The 17038-nt window shown below is 67.4% G+C and carries 20 protein-coding genes; 4 read left to right on the forward strand and 16 right to left on the reverse strand.

Going from position 1 to position 17038, the window contains the following annotated elements:
• Positions 1 to 44: 44 nt before the first annotated feature.
• The 5 genes from NJQ44_RS08200 to NJQ44_RS08220 all read right to left on the reverse strand — a co-directional run bounded on the left by NJQ44_RS08200 (position 45) and on the right by NJQ44_RS08220 (position 5054).
• Entirely contained in the window at positions 45 to 2657 is a 2613-nt protein-coding gene (locus tag NJQ44_RS08200) for a heavy metal translocating P-type ATPase (RefSeq protein ID WP_254274197.1), read from the reverse strand.
• A 131-nt stretch (positions 2658 to 2788) separates the two neighbouring features.
• A complete protein-coding gene (locus NJQ44_RS08205) occupies positions 2789 to 3379 on the reverse strand; it encodes a winged helix-turn-helix transcriptional regulator (protein WP_254274198.1) in 591 nt (196 codons plus the stop codon).
• A gap of 48 nt (positions 3380 to 3427) precedes the next feature.
• Positions 3428 to 4135 carry a TMEM165/GDT1 family protein gene (locus NJQ44_RS08210; protein WP_254274199.1) on the reverse strand — a complete coding sequence of 236 codons (708 nt, stop codon included), beginning with the start codon at positions 4133 to 4135 and terminating at the stop codon, positions 3428 to 3430.
• Positions 4132 to 4824 carry a metal-dependent transcriptional regulator gene (locus tag NJQ44_RS08215; RefSeq protein WP_254274200.1) on the reverse strand — a complete coding sequence of 231 codons (693 nt, stop codon included), beginning with the start codon at positions 4822 to 4824 and terminating at the stop codon, positions 4132 to 4134. The genes NJQ44_RS08210 and NJQ44_RS08215 overlap by 4 nt, the downstream gene beginning before the upstream one ends.
• Before the next feature lie 77 nt (positions 4825 to 4901).
• Positions 4902 to 5054 carry a hypothetical protein gene (locus NJQ44_RS08220; protein WP_254274201.1) on the reverse strand — a complete coding sequence of 51 codons (153 nt, stop codon included), beginning with the start codon at positions 5052 to 5054 and terminating at the stop codon, positions 4902 to 4904.
• 84 nt (positions 5055 to 5138) lie between these two features.
• Here NJQ44_RS08220 and NJQ44_RS08225 point away from each other — a divergent pair, with 84 nt between their 5' ends.
• The gene (locus NJQ44_RS08225; RefSeq protein ID WP_254274202.1) at positions 5139 to 5636 is read left to right on the forward strand and encodes a metal-dependent hydrolase; all 498 of its coding nucleotides are present in this window, start codon (positions 5139 to 5141) and stop codon (positions 5634 to 5636) included.
• On the opposite strand, the gene NJQ44_RS08230 is transcribed toward NJQ44_RS08225, so the two are convergent.
• On the reverse strand, positions 5633 to 5881 hold the full coding sequence (locus NJQ44_RS08230) for an MTH865 family protein (RefSeq protein WP_254274203.1): 249 nt from the start codon (positions 5879 to 5881) through the stop codon (positions 5633 to 5635). The genes NJQ44_RS08225 and NJQ44_RS08230 overlap by 4 nt on opposite strands.
• A 120-nt stretch (positions 5882 to 6001) precedes the next feature.
• Between NJQ44_RS08230 and NJQ44_RS08235 the strand changes: the two genes are divergently transcribed.
• On the forward strand, positions 6002 to 7333 hold the full coding sequence (locus NJQ44_RS08235) for a PQQ-dependent sugar dehydrogenase (protein ID WP_254274204.1): 1332 nt from the start codon (positions 6002 to 6004) through the stop codon (positions 7331 to 7333).
• 27 nt (positions 7334 to 7360) lie between these two features.
• Here NJQ44_RS08235 and NJQ44_RS08240 read toward each other — a convergent pair whose 3' ends face one another.
• The 8 genes from NJQ44_RS08240 to NJQ44_RS08275 form a co-directional block, all read right to left on the reverse strand.
• Positions 7361 to 7954, reverse strand: coding sequence for a DJ-1/PfpI family protein (locus NJQ44_RS08240; RefSeq protein ID WP_254274205.1), 594 nt, complete (start codon positions 7952 to 7954; stop codon positions 7361 to 7363).
• A gap of 64 nt (positions 7955 to 8018) precedes the next feature.
• Positions 8019 to 8807: an HAD-IIA family hydrolase gene (locus NJQ44_RS08245; protein WP_254274206.1), complete on the reverse strand. Its 789-nt coding sequence runs from the start codon at positions 8805 to 8807 to the stop codon at positions 8019 to 8021.
• Positions 8808 to 8843: 36 nt separating this feature from the next.
• The gene (locus tag NJQ44_RS08250; protein ID WP_254274207.1) at positions 8844 to 10217 is read right to left on the reverse strand and encodes an ATP-binding response regulator; all 1374 of its coding nucleotides are present in this window, start codon (positions 10215 to 10217) and stop codon (positions 8844 to 8846) included.
• A 77-nt stretch (positions 10218 to 10294) separates the two neighbouring features.
• Positions 10295 to 11695, reverse strand: coding sequence for a hypothetical protein (locus NJQ44_RS08255; RefSeq protein ID WP_254274208.1), 1401 nt, complete (start codon positions 11693 to 11695; stop codon positions 10295 to 10297).
• Positions 11692 to 12417, reverse strand: coding sequence for an ABC transporter ATP-binding protein (locus NJQ44_RS08260; RefSeq protein WP_254274209.1), 726 nt, complete (start codon positions 12415 to 12417; stop codon positions 11692 to 11694). The genes NJQ44_RS08255 and NJQ44_RS08260 overlap by 4 nt, the downstream gene beginning before the upstream one ends.
• Positions 12418 to 12469: 52 nt before the next feature.
• A complete protein-coding gene (locus NJQ44_RS08265; RefSeq protein ID WP_254274210.1) occupies positions 12470 to 13084 on the reverse strand; it encodes a DUF998 domain-containing protein in 615 nt (204 codons plus the stop codon).
• A gap of 48 nt (positions 13085 to 13132) precedes the next feature.
• Entirely contained in the window at positions 13133 to 13828 is a 696-nt protein-coding gene (locus NJQ44_RS08270; RefSeq protein WP_254274211.1) for a DUF2071 domain-containing protein, read from the reverse strand.
• Positions 13829 to 13871: 43 nt separating this feature from the next.
• Complete coding sequence (locus NJQ44_RS08275; RefSeq protein WP_254274212.1) at positions 13872 to 14558, reverse strand: YqjF family protein; 687 nt, start codon at positions 14556 to 14558, stop codon at positions 13872 to 13874.
• Between the two features lie 93 nt (positions 14559 to 14651).
• Between NJQ44_RS08275 and NJQ44_RS08280 the strand changes: the two genes are divergently transcribed.
• Both NJQ44_RS08280 and NJQ44_RS08285 read left to right on the forward strand, forming a co-directional pair.
• Entirely contained in the window at positions 14652 to 15152 is a 501-nt protein-coding gene (locus tag NJQ44_RS08280; RefSeq protein WP_254274213.1) for a macro domain-containing protein, read from the forward strand.
• Positions 15149 to 15439, forward strand: coding sequence for a DUF8145 family protein (locus NJQ44_RS08285; protein WP_254274214.1), 291 nt, complete (start codon positions 15149 to 15151; stop codon positions 15437 to 15439). Before NJQ44_RS08280 ends, NJQ44_RS08285 begins: the two co-directional genes overlap by 4 nt.
• 71 nt (positions 15440 to 15510) lie before the next feature.
• Here NJQ44_RS08285 and NJQ44_RS08290 read toward each other — a convergent pair whose 3' ends face one another.
• The gene (locus NJQ44_RS08290; protein ID WP_254274215.1) at positions 15511 to 15939 is read right to left on the reverse strand and encodes a DUF7522 family protein; all 429 of its coding nucleotides are present in this window, start codon (positions 15937 to 15939) and stop codon (positions 15511 to 15513) included.
• An 81-nt stretch (positions 15940 to 16020) separates the two neighbouring features.
• On the reverse strand, positions 16021 to 16998 hold the full coding sequence (locus NJQ44_RS08295; protein WP_254274216.1) for an aldo/keto reductase: 978 nt from the start codon (positions 16996 to 16998) through the stop codon (positions 16021 to 16023).
• Positions 16999 to 17038 lie beyond the last annotated feature (40 nt).

The following is a 17038-nucleotide window of genomic DNA, read 5'->3' on the forward strand; positions in this document are numbered from 1 at the left end:
CACAGTCGGGGCCGACGGCAAAAGAGTGTACTGGAACCGCCGGTTCAGGGCCGGAGGAACCCGAGCAGTTCGTAGTCCTCGTCGGGCGTGTAGCGCCGGAACGCGAGGCTGTTGGCGAGGACGGACACCGACGAGGCGGCCATCGCGGCCGCGGCCAGCGCCGGTTGGAGCAGGCCCAGCGAGGCCAGCGGAATCATCACCGTGTTGTAGCCAAGCGCCCAGAAGAGGTTCTGTTTTATCTTCCGGAGGCTGGCGTCGGAGATGCGGATGGCCTTCAGCACGTCGGCCGGGTCGTCCCGGAGCAGGGTCACGTCGCCCGCCTCGATGGCCACGTCGGTCCCCGACCCGATGGCGCACCCGACGGCGGCCGTCGCCAGTGCGGGAGCGTCGTTGACGCCGTCGCCGACCATCATCGCTCGCTTGCCCTCGGACTGAATCCCCTCGACGGCCTCCGCCTTGTCCTCGGGGAGGACGCCCGCGCGGACGTTGTCGGGGTCGATACCGACTTCTTCGGCGACGGCCCGGGCGGTGCGCTCGTTGTCGCCGGTAATCATCCACACGTCGAGGCCGCGGTCGCGGAGGCCCGAGACGGCGTCGGCGGCGCTGGGCTTGACGGTGTCCGCGTCGGCGACGACGCCGACCAGACGGAACTGGTCGTTCGTCGCCCCGCCGTCGGCCGCGGCGACGAGCATCGCCGTCTTCCCCTCGCGTTCGAGGGCGTCCATCTGCTCCTCTGCGGGGGCCGTGTCGACCCCCGCGTCTTCGAGCAGTTTCCGGTTGCCGACCAGCACCTCGCCGTGGGGCGTCGTCGCGCGCACGCCCTGTCCGGGGACGTTCTCGAAGTCATCGGCGTCGGCCACGTCGATACCGCGCTCTCGCGCCCCGTCGACGATGGCCCGCGCGAGGGGGTGTTCGCTCCCGCTCTCGGCGCTGGCGGCCAGTTCGAGGACGTACGCCTCGGTGAGTTCGGGAGGCTCTTCCAGCGTCCCACCGTCCGCCGCCGCTCCCACGACTTCCACGTCGGTCAGTTCCATCTCGCCCTCGGTGAGCGTCCCCGTCTTGTCGAAGACGACGGTGTCCACGTCGCGGACCTGTTCGAGCACGTCGCCGCCCTTGAACAGGACGCCGTTGCGCGCGCCGATGGCCGTCCCGACCATCGTCGCCGCGGGCGTCGCCAGTCCCAGCGCGCAGGGACAGGCGATGAGCACCGCCGACGCGAACACGACGACGGCGAACTCGGAGACGCCGACGGCGGCGGGACCGCCCGCCGCCAGTCCCCACACGGGGAGCGCGCTCACGAACCCGGCCAGCACTTCGGGCGCGACGGCCCAGACGCCCGCCCACAGCAGGGCGTTGGCGATGACCGCCGGGACGAAGTACGCCGAGATGCGGTCGGCGAGATTCTGAATCTCGGGCTGGCGGGACTGGGCTTGCTTCACGCGCTCGACGATTTGTTGGAGCGCCGTTTCGGACCCGACTTTCGTGGCCTCGACTTCGAGGACGCCGTTCTGGTTCACCGTCGCGCCGATGACCTCGTCGCCCGCCCCTTTCTCGACGGGGACGGACTCGCCGGTGACCATCGACTCGTCGACGGCCGAGTCGCCGTCGACGACGACGCCGTCGGTCGGAATCTTCTCGCCGGGGCGGACCTTCAGGCGGTCGCCGACCTCGACGTCCGAGAGGGGAATCTCCTCCTCGGAACCGTCCTCGCGGAGGACCGTCGCGGTGTCGGCTTCCATCTCCAGCAGTTGCCGGATGGCCGCGCCCGCTTGGCTCTTCGAGCGGGCTTCGAGGTAGTTCCCGAGCGTGATGAACACGAGGATGAACGCCGCCGTGTCGAAGTACAGGCCCGTGCTGGCGATGAGGTCCAGCAGTGCGACGACGGAGTAGCCGTACGCCGTCGAGGACCCCAGCGCGATGAGCACGTCCATGTTCGCGCGGCGGTTCTTCACGAGCGCCTTGTACGCGTTCTCGTAGAACGGCCGACCGAGCGCGATTTGCACCGGCGTCGCCAGCGCGAACTGGACCCACCCGAGCGGAACGCCGAACAGCGTCGACTCGAACAGGCCGAGTCCCAGCAGGTGGTCGGCCATGAAAACGAGCAGGGGGGCCGACAGCGCCGCGCCGAAGAGGGTCAACCGGAGTTGCTTCCGAACCTCGGCGTTCCGGGCGGCGTCCCGACGGTCCTCGGACGATTGCTCGGCGCCCTCACCGTCTCTGTCGTCGGCGCTTCCGTCCTCCCGAACCGGGGTGTAACCCGCCGATTCGATGGCGTCGTAGAGGGTCGACAGCGACGCCGCCGACGGGAGGTAGGTGACCTGTGCCTCGTCGGTGGCGTAGTTCACGTCGGCCGAGACGACGCCGGGCGTCCGTTCCAAGGCCTCGGCGTTCGTCTCGGCGCAGTTGGCACACGACATATCGGTGATGGCGACGGTCACCGACTCGGTGACGACGCCGTAGCCCGCGTCTTCGACGGCGGCCACGATATCGCCGAGCGAGACGGTCTCGGGGTCGTACGTCACGCTCCCCTCGTCGGTGGCATAGTTGGCGTCGACAGACTCGACGCCGTCCAACCGCCCGACCGCGTCCTCGATGGTCGCCGAGCAGTTGGCACAGCTCATCCCCGTGAGTTCGAGGCGAACGGTTCTATCAGTCATCTTGTCGTATACTACGTGGTACTCTTTGATGCGGTTTGTGCTTAGGGAGCAAAAGTATATTCCCGGGACAGTCTACGATTCGAAAGTGAAGTAGCGTAGAATCTTCGTCACCGTCGCCCGAACGCCCAGACTCACGCCCCCTCTTTCAGCGATTCGTACTGTTCGACGAAGCGAGACTCGCACGACCCACAGCAGAAGTAGTAGGTGTCGCCGTCCAGCACCGTCCGCTCGCCCTCCTCGTCCACGGTGTTGCCGCACTCGGCGCAGTCCGGGGCGAACTCGGCGGTTCCGAGGCCGGGTGTCCACTCGGTGTCGGCGACGAGTCGCACCTCGTAACTGTCGATGTCGGCAACGTCGACGTGGGCGTCGAGGAGGTCCGTGACCGCCGACTGCGGGACGGTCGCCGTCACGGTCACTCTGTGGTCGGCGGTCCTGAAGACGTGTTCCACGGCGTCGGCGTCGTTGAGACCGCTCGCGACGGCGTCTGTCCGCCCCGGTTCGGCGACGATTTCCAGCAGTACCGGTACGCCGGACCGGAGCAGCGACCGGTCCAGGTCGAGCGTGAACCCCCGCACGACGCCCATCTCCTGTAAGCGGTCGACCCGGTCGGAGACGGCGGGGGCCGACAGTCCCACGCGGTCGGCGATGTCGCTGAACGGGCGACGGGCGTCGTCGAGCAACAGTCTCACTATCTCTCGGTCGGTGTCGTCGAGGCCGCGCATACCCGACGATGCTCGCCGCTCCGTAATGAGTGTCCGTGGTGACTGGACTCAGAGGCCCACGGCGGCGACGACGGCCCCGACTATCGTCTCCCAGACGGAGACGCCGAACAGCACGCTCACCGCGCCGTCGGCCGCGAAGAACAGGAACAGGGCGGCCCCGGCGAAGTGGGCCTTTCGAAGGTCGAAGGCGTGCGAGAAGCGGTAGAAGACGAGCGCGTTCGCGAGGCTCACCGGGATAATGGCGAGCATCTCGCCGGTCCAGATGGCCGTCGGGAACGCGGTGTACTGGGCGGCCAGTGAGATGGTGATGAGTTGGGTCTTATCGCCAAACTCGCCGAAGGCCATCAGCGCGAAGATGGGGAGAAAGCCGCCGAGTTTGTTCGGAACGCGCCACCCTACCAGTGGGACCTGCACGTCCAGTTCGCCGCCGTCGGTCAGGAGGTCGCGTGCGGGTTCGCGGTCGGGGGCGTCGGCCGCGGGAGCGGTGTGGACGAGGAGGTACGCAAAGAGGAGGAATAGCCCGGCGGTCAGGGCGTCCAGGTAGATACCCGGCAACAGCGAGGTGACTCGTTGGCCCAACCAGACCTCGACGGCGGTCCACCCGGCGAAGGCCGTGCCAGCGGCCGCGACGACCATGTACGGGTTGAAGCGCGTCGACAGACCGGCGATGATGAACTGGACCTTCTCCCCGGGGAGCACCGCCAGTTGCGCACCGGCGGCGATGAAAACGACGGTCAGCCACGTCGCCTCGCTCACACCTCGCTCACCCCGTCGGCGATGGTGTCGTCCGCCCTCGTGACCTGAATCGCGCTGGCGATATGGTCCGGGAGCGAGACGGTTTCGCCGTCGCCGAGGCGAACGGTGACCATCCCGATGGGTGCGACTTCTTTCACGACGAGTGTCGTCCCGGGCGTGACGCCCGCCTCGTCGAGGTACGTGAGTTCCTCCGCGTTCCGGTCGCGAACTCGGGCGACTTCGAGACGCGCCCCTTCGCCGTGGTCCGAGAGCGACGACGCGGGGATTTCCTCTATCGGTTCGAGTTCGTCGTTGGGAATCGGGTCGCCGTGGGGGTCGACGGCGGGTTCGTCGAGCGCCGCGGCCACGCGGCGTTCGAACTCCTCGCTGATGTGGTGCTCTAAGATTTCGGCCTCCTCGTGGACCTCGGACCAGTCGTAGCCCAGTTGCTCGGTGAGAAACGTTTCCAGCAGGCGGTGGTGGCGAATGACCTCCAGCGCGACGGTTTCGCCCTCCGGCGTGAGCGTGACGCCCTTGTACTTCTCGCGCTCGACGAGGTCCCGGTCTTCGAGTTTCTCTATCATGCTCGTCGCCGTCGGCGGGGTCACCTCCAGCGTCTCGGCGATTGTCGACGTCGCGACCGGTGGCTCACCCTCCCGTTCGAGTCGGTAGATGGCCTTCAGGTAGTCCTCCATCGTCGCGCTCAGCATGCGGTAAATTAGACGAGTCTAAACTAAAAGTGTGGCGGAAGAAAGCAAATCGTTCGTCAGGTCCGTGGGACGTTCTGTCAGTCTTCGTCGGCGGTGTACGTCTCGCGCCGCGACCGGGTGAGTAACCAGAGGAAGAAGTAGCCGATAGCGCCGAGGACGAAGAGCGTCGCCGGGATGAGGAACGGGCCGAACGTCTCGATGAGCAGGTCCAGTCCCGGCACAACGAACATACCTTTCGTTTGGAAGCCCGACACATAAACCGCAAGGAAACGGTAGCCGTCAGGCACAAGGGTCGGGTCCACCAACGGACGGGCATGTATCGGCCGGGACATTACGGGGCGGCGCTCCTCGTCTACGCGCCGTTGGGGGCCGCGTTCGTGACGCTCGATTCGTTCGGCCTCGCCGTCGCGGGCGGGGCGCTGTCGCTCGTCCTCGCGCCCGTTCCCGACTACGACCAGCGAGTACCGCTGGTCACTCACCGCGGCGTGACTCACACGCTGTTGTTCGCTCTCGCGGTGGGTCTCGTACTCGGGACTGCGGGGTGGCTACTCGGTTCGACGGGCGGCGTCGCTCCGTGGCGCCCGGCCGCCTTCGGGTTCCTCGTCGGGACGACGGCCATCGTCTCACATCTGCTCGCCGACGTGATTACGCCCGCGGGAATCGCGCCGCTGTGGCCGCTTTCCGGAAAGAAGTACACGCTCTCGCTCACCCGTGCCGACAACGTCGTGGCGAACTACGCCATGCTGGCGCTCGGCGTGTTCGCCGCCGCCGTCGTCGTCGCCCTCGCTCGACCGTCGCTGGTCGCCGCTTAGATGAGGTCCTGGCTCTCCAGCGACTCCATCACGTCGTCGACGAAGGCGTCGACGCTCTCGTACGGGAACTCGCCGTTGAGTTTGGTGTTGAGTTCCATCGCGGTCATCGAGAAGTCGCCCGACTCGAACTTCGTGGACGGACCGCTCGGCAGCGCCGGAACGAGGTCCATCGGGCTGGAGATGGGATAGTCTGCGTCTTCGAACGCTGCGACGAACTGTTCGCGAAGGTCCGCTTTGTCGACCATAAGTCGTCTCACCATTGCGGGAGCCGTTTGATAAACTATTCGAACTCGATACACTTCTCCGTTGTTTGGAGTTTATTCGTCGGAACCAACGTTCTTGAGCGTCGAACCCCTCCCCTCGCCATGGACTATTCGACGCGCCGACAGTTCCTCCGCGCTGGCGGCGTCGCGCTCGCCGCGCTCGCCGGTTGTTCGGGCACGGACTCTTCCCCCGGGCAACAGACGGACGGGACCCCGGGCCAGCAGACGGCCTCGCCCACCGGCGACCCCACCCTCGAAACGCTCGAACTCGGGAGCCAACTCGTCGCCGACGGATTCACCGCCCCCGTCGACGTGGTCCCGTCCTCGGGCCGGTACTTCGTCGTCGACCAACCCGGGCGCGTGTACGCCGTCGACGCCGAGAGCGGCGAGACGACCACGGCGGCGGACCTCACCGACCGCGTCGTCGACGTGGGCGGCTACGACGAGCGCGGCCTTCTGGGAATGGCCGTTCATCCGTCATCTGACGACGGACGGGCGTTCCTCCGGTACAGCGCACCGCGGCGCGACGGCACCCCCGACAACTACTCGCACACGTTCGTCCTCTCGGAGTTCTCGCTCTCCGGTGGTACCATCGACCCCGACAGCGAGCGCACCCTCTTGGAGATACCCGAACCGCAGCCGAACCACAACGCCGGGGCCGTCGGGTTCGGGCCGGACGGCTACCTCTACGTCGCGGTCGGCGACGGCGGCGGCGCGAACGACCAAGGCCGGGGCCACGTGGCCGACTGGTACGACGCCGTCGACGGCGGCAACGGACAGGACGTGACAGAGAACCTCCTGGGGAGCATCCTCCGTCTCGACGTGGACCGGACCGGCGAGGATAGGCCGTACGGGATACCCGCAGACAATCCGCTGGTCGGGAAATCCGGTCTGGACGAACAGTTCGCGTGGGGATTTCGCAACCCGTGGCGGTTCTCCTTCGGTCCCGACGGCCGTTTCTTCGTCGCCGACGTGGGCCAGTTCCGGTGGGAGGAGGTCAGCATCGTCGAATCGGGCGGGAACTACGGGTGGAACGTCCGCGAGGGCGCGAACTGCTTCCGGGTCGACGACTGCCCGACCGAGACCTCCGACGGAACGACGCTGACCGACCCTATCGTCCAGTACCCGCACGACGGCGGTGCGGTGTCGGGCATCTCGGTTATCGGCGGGTATCTGTACGCTGGCGAGGCGATTCCGACGCTCCGGGACCGCTACGTCTTCGCGGACTGGCAGGCGGGCGGCGACCTGTTCGTGGCGACGGACACCGGCGGCGAACGGTGGTCGGTGACGACGGTGCCCGTGGTCAGCGACGGGTTCGGTTCGAACGTCCTCTCCTTCGGCCGCACGTCGTCGGGCGAACTCCTCGTCTGTACGACGAACAGGCAGGGAATCGGCGGGTCGAGCGGCGCGGTCCACCGTCTGCGGACCGCCTGAGTGCCGCGAAATCGCGTTCCGAGAAGTTCAGTCGTCTGCGGCCACGGCGGCCTCGCCGTGGCTCACTTCGTCGCCCAGTACGGTCATGAACTCTGCCAGCCACTCGGGGTGGTCGGGCCACGCCTGCCCGGTGACGAGGTTTCGGTCGCGGACGACGCCGTCGACCCACGAACACCCGGCGGCCTCGCACTCGGGGCGGCAGGCCGGGTAGGCGGTCATCTCGTAGCCGTCCAGCACACCCGCGGCGGCGAGAATCTGCGGGCCGTGACACACCGCCGCGACGGGTTTGTCGGCGTCGAAGAAATGCCGTACCGCGTCCAATACCTCATCGTGGGTCCGCAGATACTCCGGCGCGCGGCCGCCGGGGACGACGAGGGCGTCGTAGTCGCTCGGGTCCACGTCCGCCATCGTGGCGTTCAGTTCGAAGTTGTGCCCGCGAGTCTCCATGTACGTCTGGTCGCCGCGGAAGTCGTGAATCGCCGTCTTGATTGTGTCGCCCGCTTCCTTCTCGGGGCAGACGGCGTGGACGTCGTGGCCGACGCTCTGGAGCGTCTGGAACGGGACCATTATCTCGTAGTCTTCGCCGAAGTCGCCGACTATCATCAGGATGGTTTTGCTCATCGGTATCACCGCGCGAACGTACGTCCGGAGTCACGATAAAACTCTAGTCGAGACAACACGACCATCAGCGACCTTCGAAGACGCTGTCCACGTCGGCCAGCGAGTCCAGGACGTGGTCGGGCGTCACGTCGCTTCGCTCGATGGCCCGGTCGTCGCTGACGCCGGTTCGGACGAGCGCCGTCTCCATGCCCGTCCGCTCGCCCATCGCGATGTCCGTGTCCAGTCGGTCCCCGACGACGAGGCACTCCTCGGGGCGACAGTCGAGACGGTCCAGCGCGGCGGCGACGGCGACCTCGGACGGTTTTCCGAGAACGAGGTCTGGTTCGCGTTCGACCACGCCAGCGATGGCGCGGATGATGGCCCCGGACCCCGGCGTCGGGTTGCCGTCCGCGTCCGGGAACGTCCGGTCCGGGTCCGTCCCCAGAAAGGCGGTGTCGTCGTCCAGCGCCCGGAGCGAATCCACCATGTCTCGGTAGTGGAACTCGTCGGTCCACGAGGCGAGGAGGGCGTCGGCGTCCCGGGGGTCGGTGACCAGTTCGGCCCGCGTCGCTCCCACGCGAGTCCGAATCGAGTCGGACCCGACGACGAAGACGCCGTCGCCCGCGTGGTGGTCGTCGACGTACTCCCGCGTGACGACGGCCGAGGAACACGCCTCACCGGGCCGCGCGTCCACGCCCAGCGATTGGAGGCGGTCGACGTACTCCGCGCCGTCGTGCAGCGGGTTGTTCGAGAAGAAGCACAGCGAGAGGCCGCGGTCGCGGAGTCGGTCGACGGCGTCGGCCGCGCCGGGTAGCGGCCGGTCGCCGTGGTAGACGGTCCCGTCGAGGTCCAGAATCACGCCCCGGAGTGTCATCGTCGCCGCTAGGGGGGCCGCCCTGAAAAACTCGTCTCAGTCGAGGATTTCGACGCCGGTTATCTCGAAGCGCGCGCCGCCGGACTCGCTCTCGGTGTGCGTCACCGTCCAGCCGTGGGCTTGGGCCACCTGCATCACGATGGCGAGGCCGATGCCGGTGCCGTCGCGACTCGTGGAGTGACCCATCTGGAAGACGCCCGCGTCCTCGTCGATGCCGCTCCCGTCGTCGGCGACGTAGAACCCGTCGGCCAACCGCCCGACGGTCACCGTCACTCGCTCGTCGTTGTGTTCGACGGCGTTGCGAAAGAGGTTCGCGAAGACGTCCTGTGCGCGGTTGGGGTCGGCGCGAATCGCCGCGTCCGTCGCCACCGAAAGCGCTGCGTCGTCCGTCTCGACCCACGCCCAGGCTTCGGTCGCAATCGCGTCGAGGCCGACTTCCTCGGGGTCGTCGACCGTCTGGCCGTCGCGGGCCAACTTCAGCACGTCTTCGATTATCTCGCCCATCCGGTCGAGCGAGCGGTCCACCTTCGAGAGCAGTTCTGCATCCTCGTCGTCGTCGGGCCATTCGAGCAGTTCGATGGCGCTCTCGGCCACGTTGAGTGGGTTCCGCAGGTCGTGACTGACGACGCCCGCGAACTGCTCTAAGCGCTCGTTCTGCCGTTCGAGTTCCCGCTGGCGCTGGATCTGGTCGGTCACGTCCCGTGAGACGAGTTGGACCGTGTTGCGCTGTCGGTGACTTTCGACGGGGATACACTGGGTGTGGTAGTGACGCCCGTCGACCGCTTCCTCGATGACCTCCGCCTCGCCCGTGTCGATAGCGCGGCGGACGGCGGCGACCCGACGGCGGGCCGCTTCGGTGTCCATCACGTCGGTGAGCCGCTCACCTTCGAGTTCGGCGGCCTCGGTCCCGAGTCGGTCGGCAATCGCGGAGTTGGCAGACAGCAACACGCCGCCGTCTGTCACCTGCGCGATACCGTCGGGTGAGTTCGCGACCAGCGACTCGAACTTCTTTCGGGTCCGGTCCTGTTCGACGACGCTCTGGATGCGGTTCGCGAGGCGACCGTACTGCTTGTCCTCGACGACTTCGAGTTTCAGCAGATAGTCCGCGACGCCGACGGCGATGGCTTTGCTCGCCGTCTCCTCGTCGCCGCGACCGGTCAAGAGGATGAACGGAAGCGTCGGGTCGTCCTCGCGTATCGTCCGCAGTAGCTCCAGTCCGTTCATCTCGGGCATCTCGTAGTCGCTGACCACGCAGTCGAAGTCTTCCTCGGCCAGTTTGTCGAGCGCACCCTGGCCGCTGTGGACCGCGACCGAATCGATGTCGTGTTCCTCCGTCAACGTCTCGGCGGTCATCTGCGCGAAGAACTCGCTGTCGTCGACGACGAGTGCCCTGATTTTTCCTTTGACCATCGTGGCTCTATCCGTACTGAGTGACAGTTAGATACTGCCGCACTTATAACTAAAGGCAACGGCCGTGACCCCTCGAATTACGCTCGGAACCGACGTTCCCAGCGCGGCCCGGCGCGCCTCGCCAGTCTCCATCCGACTACCCCGGCCGCCGACGCGAGGACGACGGACGCGACGACGACAGCGGTCGGCGAGACGGAGACGACGAGGGCCGCGACGAGCAACGGGAGCGCCACCGCGGCGAGCGCCGCGCCGAAGACGGCGAACAGCGCGGTGTCGAAGAGCAGTTCGTTCGGCGAGAGGCCGGTGAGATACGCCGCGACCCCGAACACGTAGACGACGACGCCCGGAACGACCAGCAGGCCGACGAGCAACCGGTCGACGGGATACCACAGCGCCGCGACGGCGAGGTACCCCGCGGCCGTCGCGAGCGAGAGGACGAGATACGCCCGGAGCGTCCCCCGGAACACCGCGCGATAGGACACCGGAAACCGGAGGAACTCCCGCGGCGCGTCGAACTGCGTCACCCAACTGTACGTCGTGAACGCGCCGAGACCGAGTAACGTCCCGAAGGCGATTCCCTGATGGGGCCGACTTCCCGTTCCGGCCGTCACTCGCCCCAGCAAGAGCGCCGTCACCGCGAACAGGACGCCCATCGAGAAGACGACCTTTCCGACCGACCCCGACGAGCGAGCGACGGCGAGGAGCGAGCGCCGTGTCAGCGGGTCCGAGACACCCGTGAACAGGCCGTCGGTCGCTCGACGGCGACCCGAGGAGCCGTCGTCGACGGGTTCGAACAGCGCGACGCCGACGGCGGCCAGTATCGCCGTCGGAACGACGCCGCGAGCGAGGCTTCCGATGCTCGGGTCCGCGTAGAGCGCGTACGGGGTGTACGCGACCGGGTCGAGGAAGCCGCCGACCACGGTGACGGTTCCGACCGCCAGCGCGGCGAGGAGCGCGAGGCGGTTCCGGGTGGACAGCGCGACAAGCGAGAGGCTGAGCGACGCGCCGAACGCGAACGCGAGGACGACGGCGACCCACAGGCGCGCGACGGTCGCGAGACCGACCCCCGCGCTCACCGCCACCGCGCCGTAGCCGACGACGACGGGCGTGAGGACGAACCCGGTGTAGTAGCACACGTCTTTCACGAGGAACGTGGCGAGCAACCGCCGCCACGACAGCGGGAGCGTCCGCGCCGAGAACACCAACAGCGTCACGTTCCCGAGCACGTCACGAAGCGCGTCACGACCGACCAGTCCGATAGTGCCCACTTGGAGGCCGAAGAAGCCGACGAGCGCGACGAGGCCGCCCGCGACCGTCGCCAGTCCCATGTCCGTGAACGCGAGCAACCACGCGCCAGCGCCGCTGACCGCGGCGACGGCGAGCGGGAACGCCGCGAACCGTCGCCCGCCGAACAGGTGGCTGTGCAGTCGCCACTCCTCGCGCATCAGCCAGCGGAACAGCGTCGCGGTGCCGGTCACGCCCGCACCTCCGCGGCGTCGCCGCCCACCTCCGCGATGAAGTAGTCGAGCAGTTCGTCTTCGGTCATCTCCCGCGGGTCGCACTCGGCGACGAGTCGCCCGTCGTCGACGATACCGACGTGCGTGCACAGTTCGGCGGCCACGTCGACGTAGTGCGTGGAGAGAAACAGCGTGTTGCCCCGGTCGCAGTAGTCCGCCAACTGTCGTTTGACCTGTTCCTGCATGATGGGGTCCAGATTGACCAGCGGTTCGTCGATGAACACGAGATCCGGGTCGTGGAGGAACGCCGCCGCGAGCATCACGCGCTGTCGCTCGCCCTCCGAGAGGCCCGTCGAGAGGGCGTCGAGGACGGAAGCACAGTCGAGGCGGTCGGCCCACGCCTCGATGCGGCCGTCGATGTCGTCCACTTCGCGGACCTCGCCGACGAACGTCAGGTACTCCCGGGGGGTGAGAAAACTCGGCGGGTCCTCGCGCTCGGGGAGAATGCCGATGGCCCGTCTGACACCCATCGGGTCCGCCACCGGGTCGTGGCCGACGACGCGGGCCTCGCCGCTCGTGGGTTCGCGCTGGCCGGTCAGAAGTTCGATAGTGGTGGTCTTCCCGGAGCCGTTCGGTCCGAGCAACCCGAACAGCGACCCTTCGTCGACGGACAGTGAGAGGCCGTCCAGCGCCGTCACGTCGCCGAACCGCCGGGTGAGGTCCGTCGTCTCGATGGCAACCATGTCGACCGAATACTGTGTGTGCGCTCCCTTGGCTGTTTGGACCGTCGCTGGCTCACGCGGCCGGGGTCGCCCGCTCGCCGACCAGATGCCACCGCGCTGTCCAGAGCACCCAGGCGCTGAACAGCAACGCCCCCAGCATCTCGGGGACGGCGAGGCCGCCACGGGACAGTCCGCCGCCAGAGAGCCACCACCACCAGACGCCGACGTGGAGGCCGACGAGCGCGACGGTTCCGGCCGCTCGGCGTCGCGCACCGGCGAGCGCGTTCCCGACACCGTACGTCGTCATCGCCGCCATCGTCCCCAGATACAGCGTCATCGCCGACGGGGCGTGTAGCGCCTTCGGGTACGGGAACACGCCGACCCCCGCCATCCCGAGGAGTGCGACGCCGAACAGCGGGACCGCCAGTTTCTCGACGACGTTGCGACTCCGAACCCACAAAACGTAGCCGAACCCGAGGCCCACGACGCCGCCGACGACGAGGCCGCCGTCGAACAGCAGGGTGGTCACCGGCGTCGCCACGGGGTCGCCGGAATAGCCGAGGTTCGACAGCGCGTGGGTCGTCCACGAAAAGGACGGTGAGGCGAGCGTCGCCAGGAGTATCGCCGCGTTGGTCAGCGCTACCGAGACGACGCCGCTCCACCCGCTCACCCGCTCGTACTCGTTCACGATATACAACTAGCCACGCCTGGTGAGTTGTAAAGTTTCGGACCCACCTCAGTCGAGCCACACCGGTCGAGGCGGCGCGAGTCCCAGTTCCGCCTCGGGACTGTAGTGAACCAACGGCTCACCGAGCGGTTCGGGAAAGGACAGCACCGCGGCGAGCGCTTCGGTCACGTCGGCGTCGACGCCCGCCAGCGGCCACGGGTCGTGGCCGACGCTCCCGACGAGGCGGTCCCCCAGTGGCCCGGTCGCGTAGTACCGCTGGCGCTCGACGAGAAAGGCCGCGAGCGAGTCCGGCGGCGCGGTGGTCGTCTCGCCGTCCGCGGGCGTGTACCGCAGGTCCAGCACTCGGCGTCCGTCCACGTCGAGGGTGCGACGGGTGCGAAACTCGCCCTCGTCACGGCGACGCGACAGCACGCCTTCCCGATAGGGTAGTCGGAGCGTCGGCCCGCCGACGGCACTCGTCAGCGGGTCCTCCGAGAACAGCGCGAGGAAGTAGACGCCCCGCTGGCCGTCGGGGCCGCGGACGTAGGTTCTGAAGTTGACGGCCTCGGCGGGTCGTCTCAGGTCGGCCCCGAACGTCTGGACGCCCCTGACGGTGTGGGCGACGGCGGTCAGCCACGCGTCGCCGTCGGCCGTCTCGACGGTCAGCCAGTCGGGGACCCGTTCCCTCAGCGCCGCGGCGTCGACCGGCCAGTGACAGAAGCACACGTCGGCGACCGTCACCGAGAGCGGACGGACGGAGTACACGCCACCATATGCGGGCCCTGGCGAAATCAGTGTAGCGCCGCCGTCACAACCGCCGCAACCGCCCGGCCGTGACGGAGATGCCCGGACTGTAGTAGACGACTGGTTCTCCGTCCGGACGGTCGAAGCCGTTGGCCGCGAACAGGTCGTTCCGCCGAATCTCGACGGTTCCGTCCTGCAACGGCCACGGGTCGTGGTCGATGTCGGCGTAATAGATGCTCCCGTCGGCGTCGGCGACGTAGAAGCGGTAGCGCGAGACGAGGAAGGCTTCGAGTGACCCCGCTCGCGGGGGGTGTGTCTCGGCCCCGTCGACGGGGCCGTACGAGGCGTCGAAGTCCGCGTTCGGTGCGCGCCCGTCGGTCCGATGGCTCTGGAAACGCACGCCGTCGCCGTCCCGACTGAGGGCCATCGACGCGCGGTAGTACGGCAACCCGAAGAACCGCCGGGCAATGGCGACGCTCAGCCGGTCGTCGGCGTCGAGGTTGTAGAAGTACACGCCCGGCGTCTCGCCGTCGGTGACGTACGTCCGGAGGTTCAACTCACCGAACGACCGGCCGATGGGACTCGCGCGCGGACGGATGTCGCCCATCTCGAACGGGACGACGCCCAGCCAGGCCTGGCCGTCGTACGTGTGGACGGTGAGGCCCTCGGGGAGCGTCCGAGCGACGACCTTCGGGTCGACCGGCCAGTGGACGAACCCCACGTCTCGCCAGTCCATCCTGAGCAGGTCCATACCGACAGTTGGGGCCGGAGCGGTTTCGGACTGGCGTGACAGGGTGTGGCGCACGCCCGTAGTTCTTTGCGGCGGGCGGCCCCACCGTCGGACATGGAGTTCGAGGTCATCCACGGAAACATCGCCGAACAGTCCGCGGACGCGCTCGTCAACGCCGCGAACACGAGTCTCAGGATGGGGTCGGGCGTCGCTGGCGCGCTCAAACGCGCGGCCGGGGCCGGACTGAACGACGAGGCGGTCGCGAAGGGCCCGGTGGACCTCGGCGGGGTCGCCACCACCGACGCCTACGCCCTCGACGCCGAGTACGTCGTCCACGCCGCCGCGATGCCGCCCGGCGGCCGGTCGACGGCCGACAGCATCCGCGACGCGACCCGGAACGCGCTGGCAGAGGCCGACCAACTCGGCTGTGAGTCGGTCGTCCTCCCGGCCATCGGATGCGGTATCGCGGGGTTCGACTTCGAGGACGGCGTCCGCCTCATCTGCGAGGAGATAGCGGCGTTCGACCCGGAATCACTCGCCGACGTTCGCCTAATCGCCTACGACGACGGCGAGTTCGAGACGATGCAACGGGTGGCCGCGGAGGTACGGGCGTGAGCGAGGACTCGACTGACAGTGCGGTCGACGAGCGTGCGCAAACGGCCGAGGACGGAGCGACGGCCGACGCGCCGGTCATCTGCCCCGTGTGTGGGACGGACTTCGAATCCGTATCCCTCCACGACGAGGGCGTGATGGTCAACCTGCTCGACAACGAGCGGTTCCAGCGCGTCTGCTTCGAGCCAGTTCGCGACGACGAGGGAACGCCGCTCCTCCGATTCTTCCACCACACGCACGACCAAGCGGGTACGGCCCCGCCGGGGAGCGCGGGCGGTCGGATTCCGTAGCGACGAACCGTCTCTCGGGCCGATTCGCCTTCGAACTCCGTCTGCCCCAGCGGCGTATCGACCGTCACCACTCACGCCGCCGATTCGAGCAGTTCCGTGATAGCGAGTGAGGTGTCTTCGAACGCCGCTGCGTCCATCGTGTCGGTGGTCAGGATGACACCCGCCTGGTCGGCGAGTATCCGAACGACGAAGCCGTCGCCGTGGACCCTGATGGTGAACTCGTAGGGGCCGATACTCTCCGGTTCGCGAGGCACGGAGAGCGCCGTGCGGACGGGCGCCTCTGTGAACCCGACGCGTTCGAACTCCACGAGGCGTGCTTTCGCCTCCAGTGCCCGCTGCTGGGACTCGTAGAGGTCCGTCCTGACGTACAGGAGGTCCATCTCGGACGGTGTGAAGTAGATGACGCTCCGCAGCATGTCTCCGATGTTGGTGCGGGCGGTGTCCACCAACTCGTCGGCGAAAGGGGCCTCTATGTCCGTTCTGAACGGTACGTCGTACATGACAGAGAGACGGGGGCAGATATATTAGCAGTTGTGCAATTTTCAGAGGAAAAATAAAAATTCAGGGCAGAAAACGGTCCGTTATTCGTGGCCCGAGACGCGAACCGGTTCGTACGGCTCTTCCACCCACTCGACGTCGCTCTCGGCGAGGTCGATGTCCAGCGCCGCGACGGCCTGCTCTAGGTGTTCGACGCTGGTCGTCCCGACGATTGGGGCGTCGACGCGGTCCTTGTGTAGGAGCCACGCCAACGCGATTTGGGCCATCGTGGCGTCGTACTCGTCGGCCAACTCCTGGACGCGCTCGTTCACCGTTCGACCGCCGCCCTCGAAGTACGGGTGTTCGCGGGCGTAGTCGTCGGACTGGCCGCGCGTGGTGGCCTCGAACTCTTCGTGCGGTCGCGTGAGGTACCCACGCGCCAGCGGACTCCACGGGATGACGCCGACGTTCTCGCGCTCACAGAAGGGGAGCATCTCCCGCTCTTCCTCCCGGTAGAGGAGGTTGTAGTGGTTCTGCATCGTGGCGAACCGTTCGAGGTCCTCCTCGTCGCTCACTTGCTGAGCGTGGGCGAACTGGTGGGCCCACATCGAGGACGCGCCGACGTAGCGCGCCTGTCCGCGGCGGACGGCGTCGTCGAGCGCCCGCATCGTCTGTTCGATGGGGGTGTCGTAGTCCCAGCGGTGAATCTGGTAGAGGTCGACGGTGTCCATCCCCAGTCGGTCCAGCGAGTTCGATAGCTCCTGTTCGAGCGCCTTCCGCGAGAGGCCGCCGGAGTTGGGATTCGTCTCGTCCATCTGGAAGAACCCCTTCGTGGCGACGACCTGCGAATCGCGGTCGTAGCCCGAGAGGACGTTTCCGAGCACCCGTTCGGACTCGCCGAGCGAGTACATGTTGGCCGTGTCGAAGAAGTTGATACCGAGGTCGATTGCGCGCTCGATTATCTCGTGGCTCTTCTTTTCGTCTAACACCCAGTCCCGCCAGTCGGAGGTTCCAAAGCTCATACAACCCAGACAGAGGCGGCTGACCTCGACGCCGGTATCTCCGAGTGTCGTGTACTCCATATCGGAGTGGCGGCCGCCGCGGTGAAAAAGCTATACCGCC

The organism is Haloarcula marina, from assembly GCF_024218775.1.
Taxonomy (GTDB): Archaea; Halobacteriota; Halobacteria; order Halobacteriales; family Haloarculaceae; genus Haloarcula; species Haloarcula marina.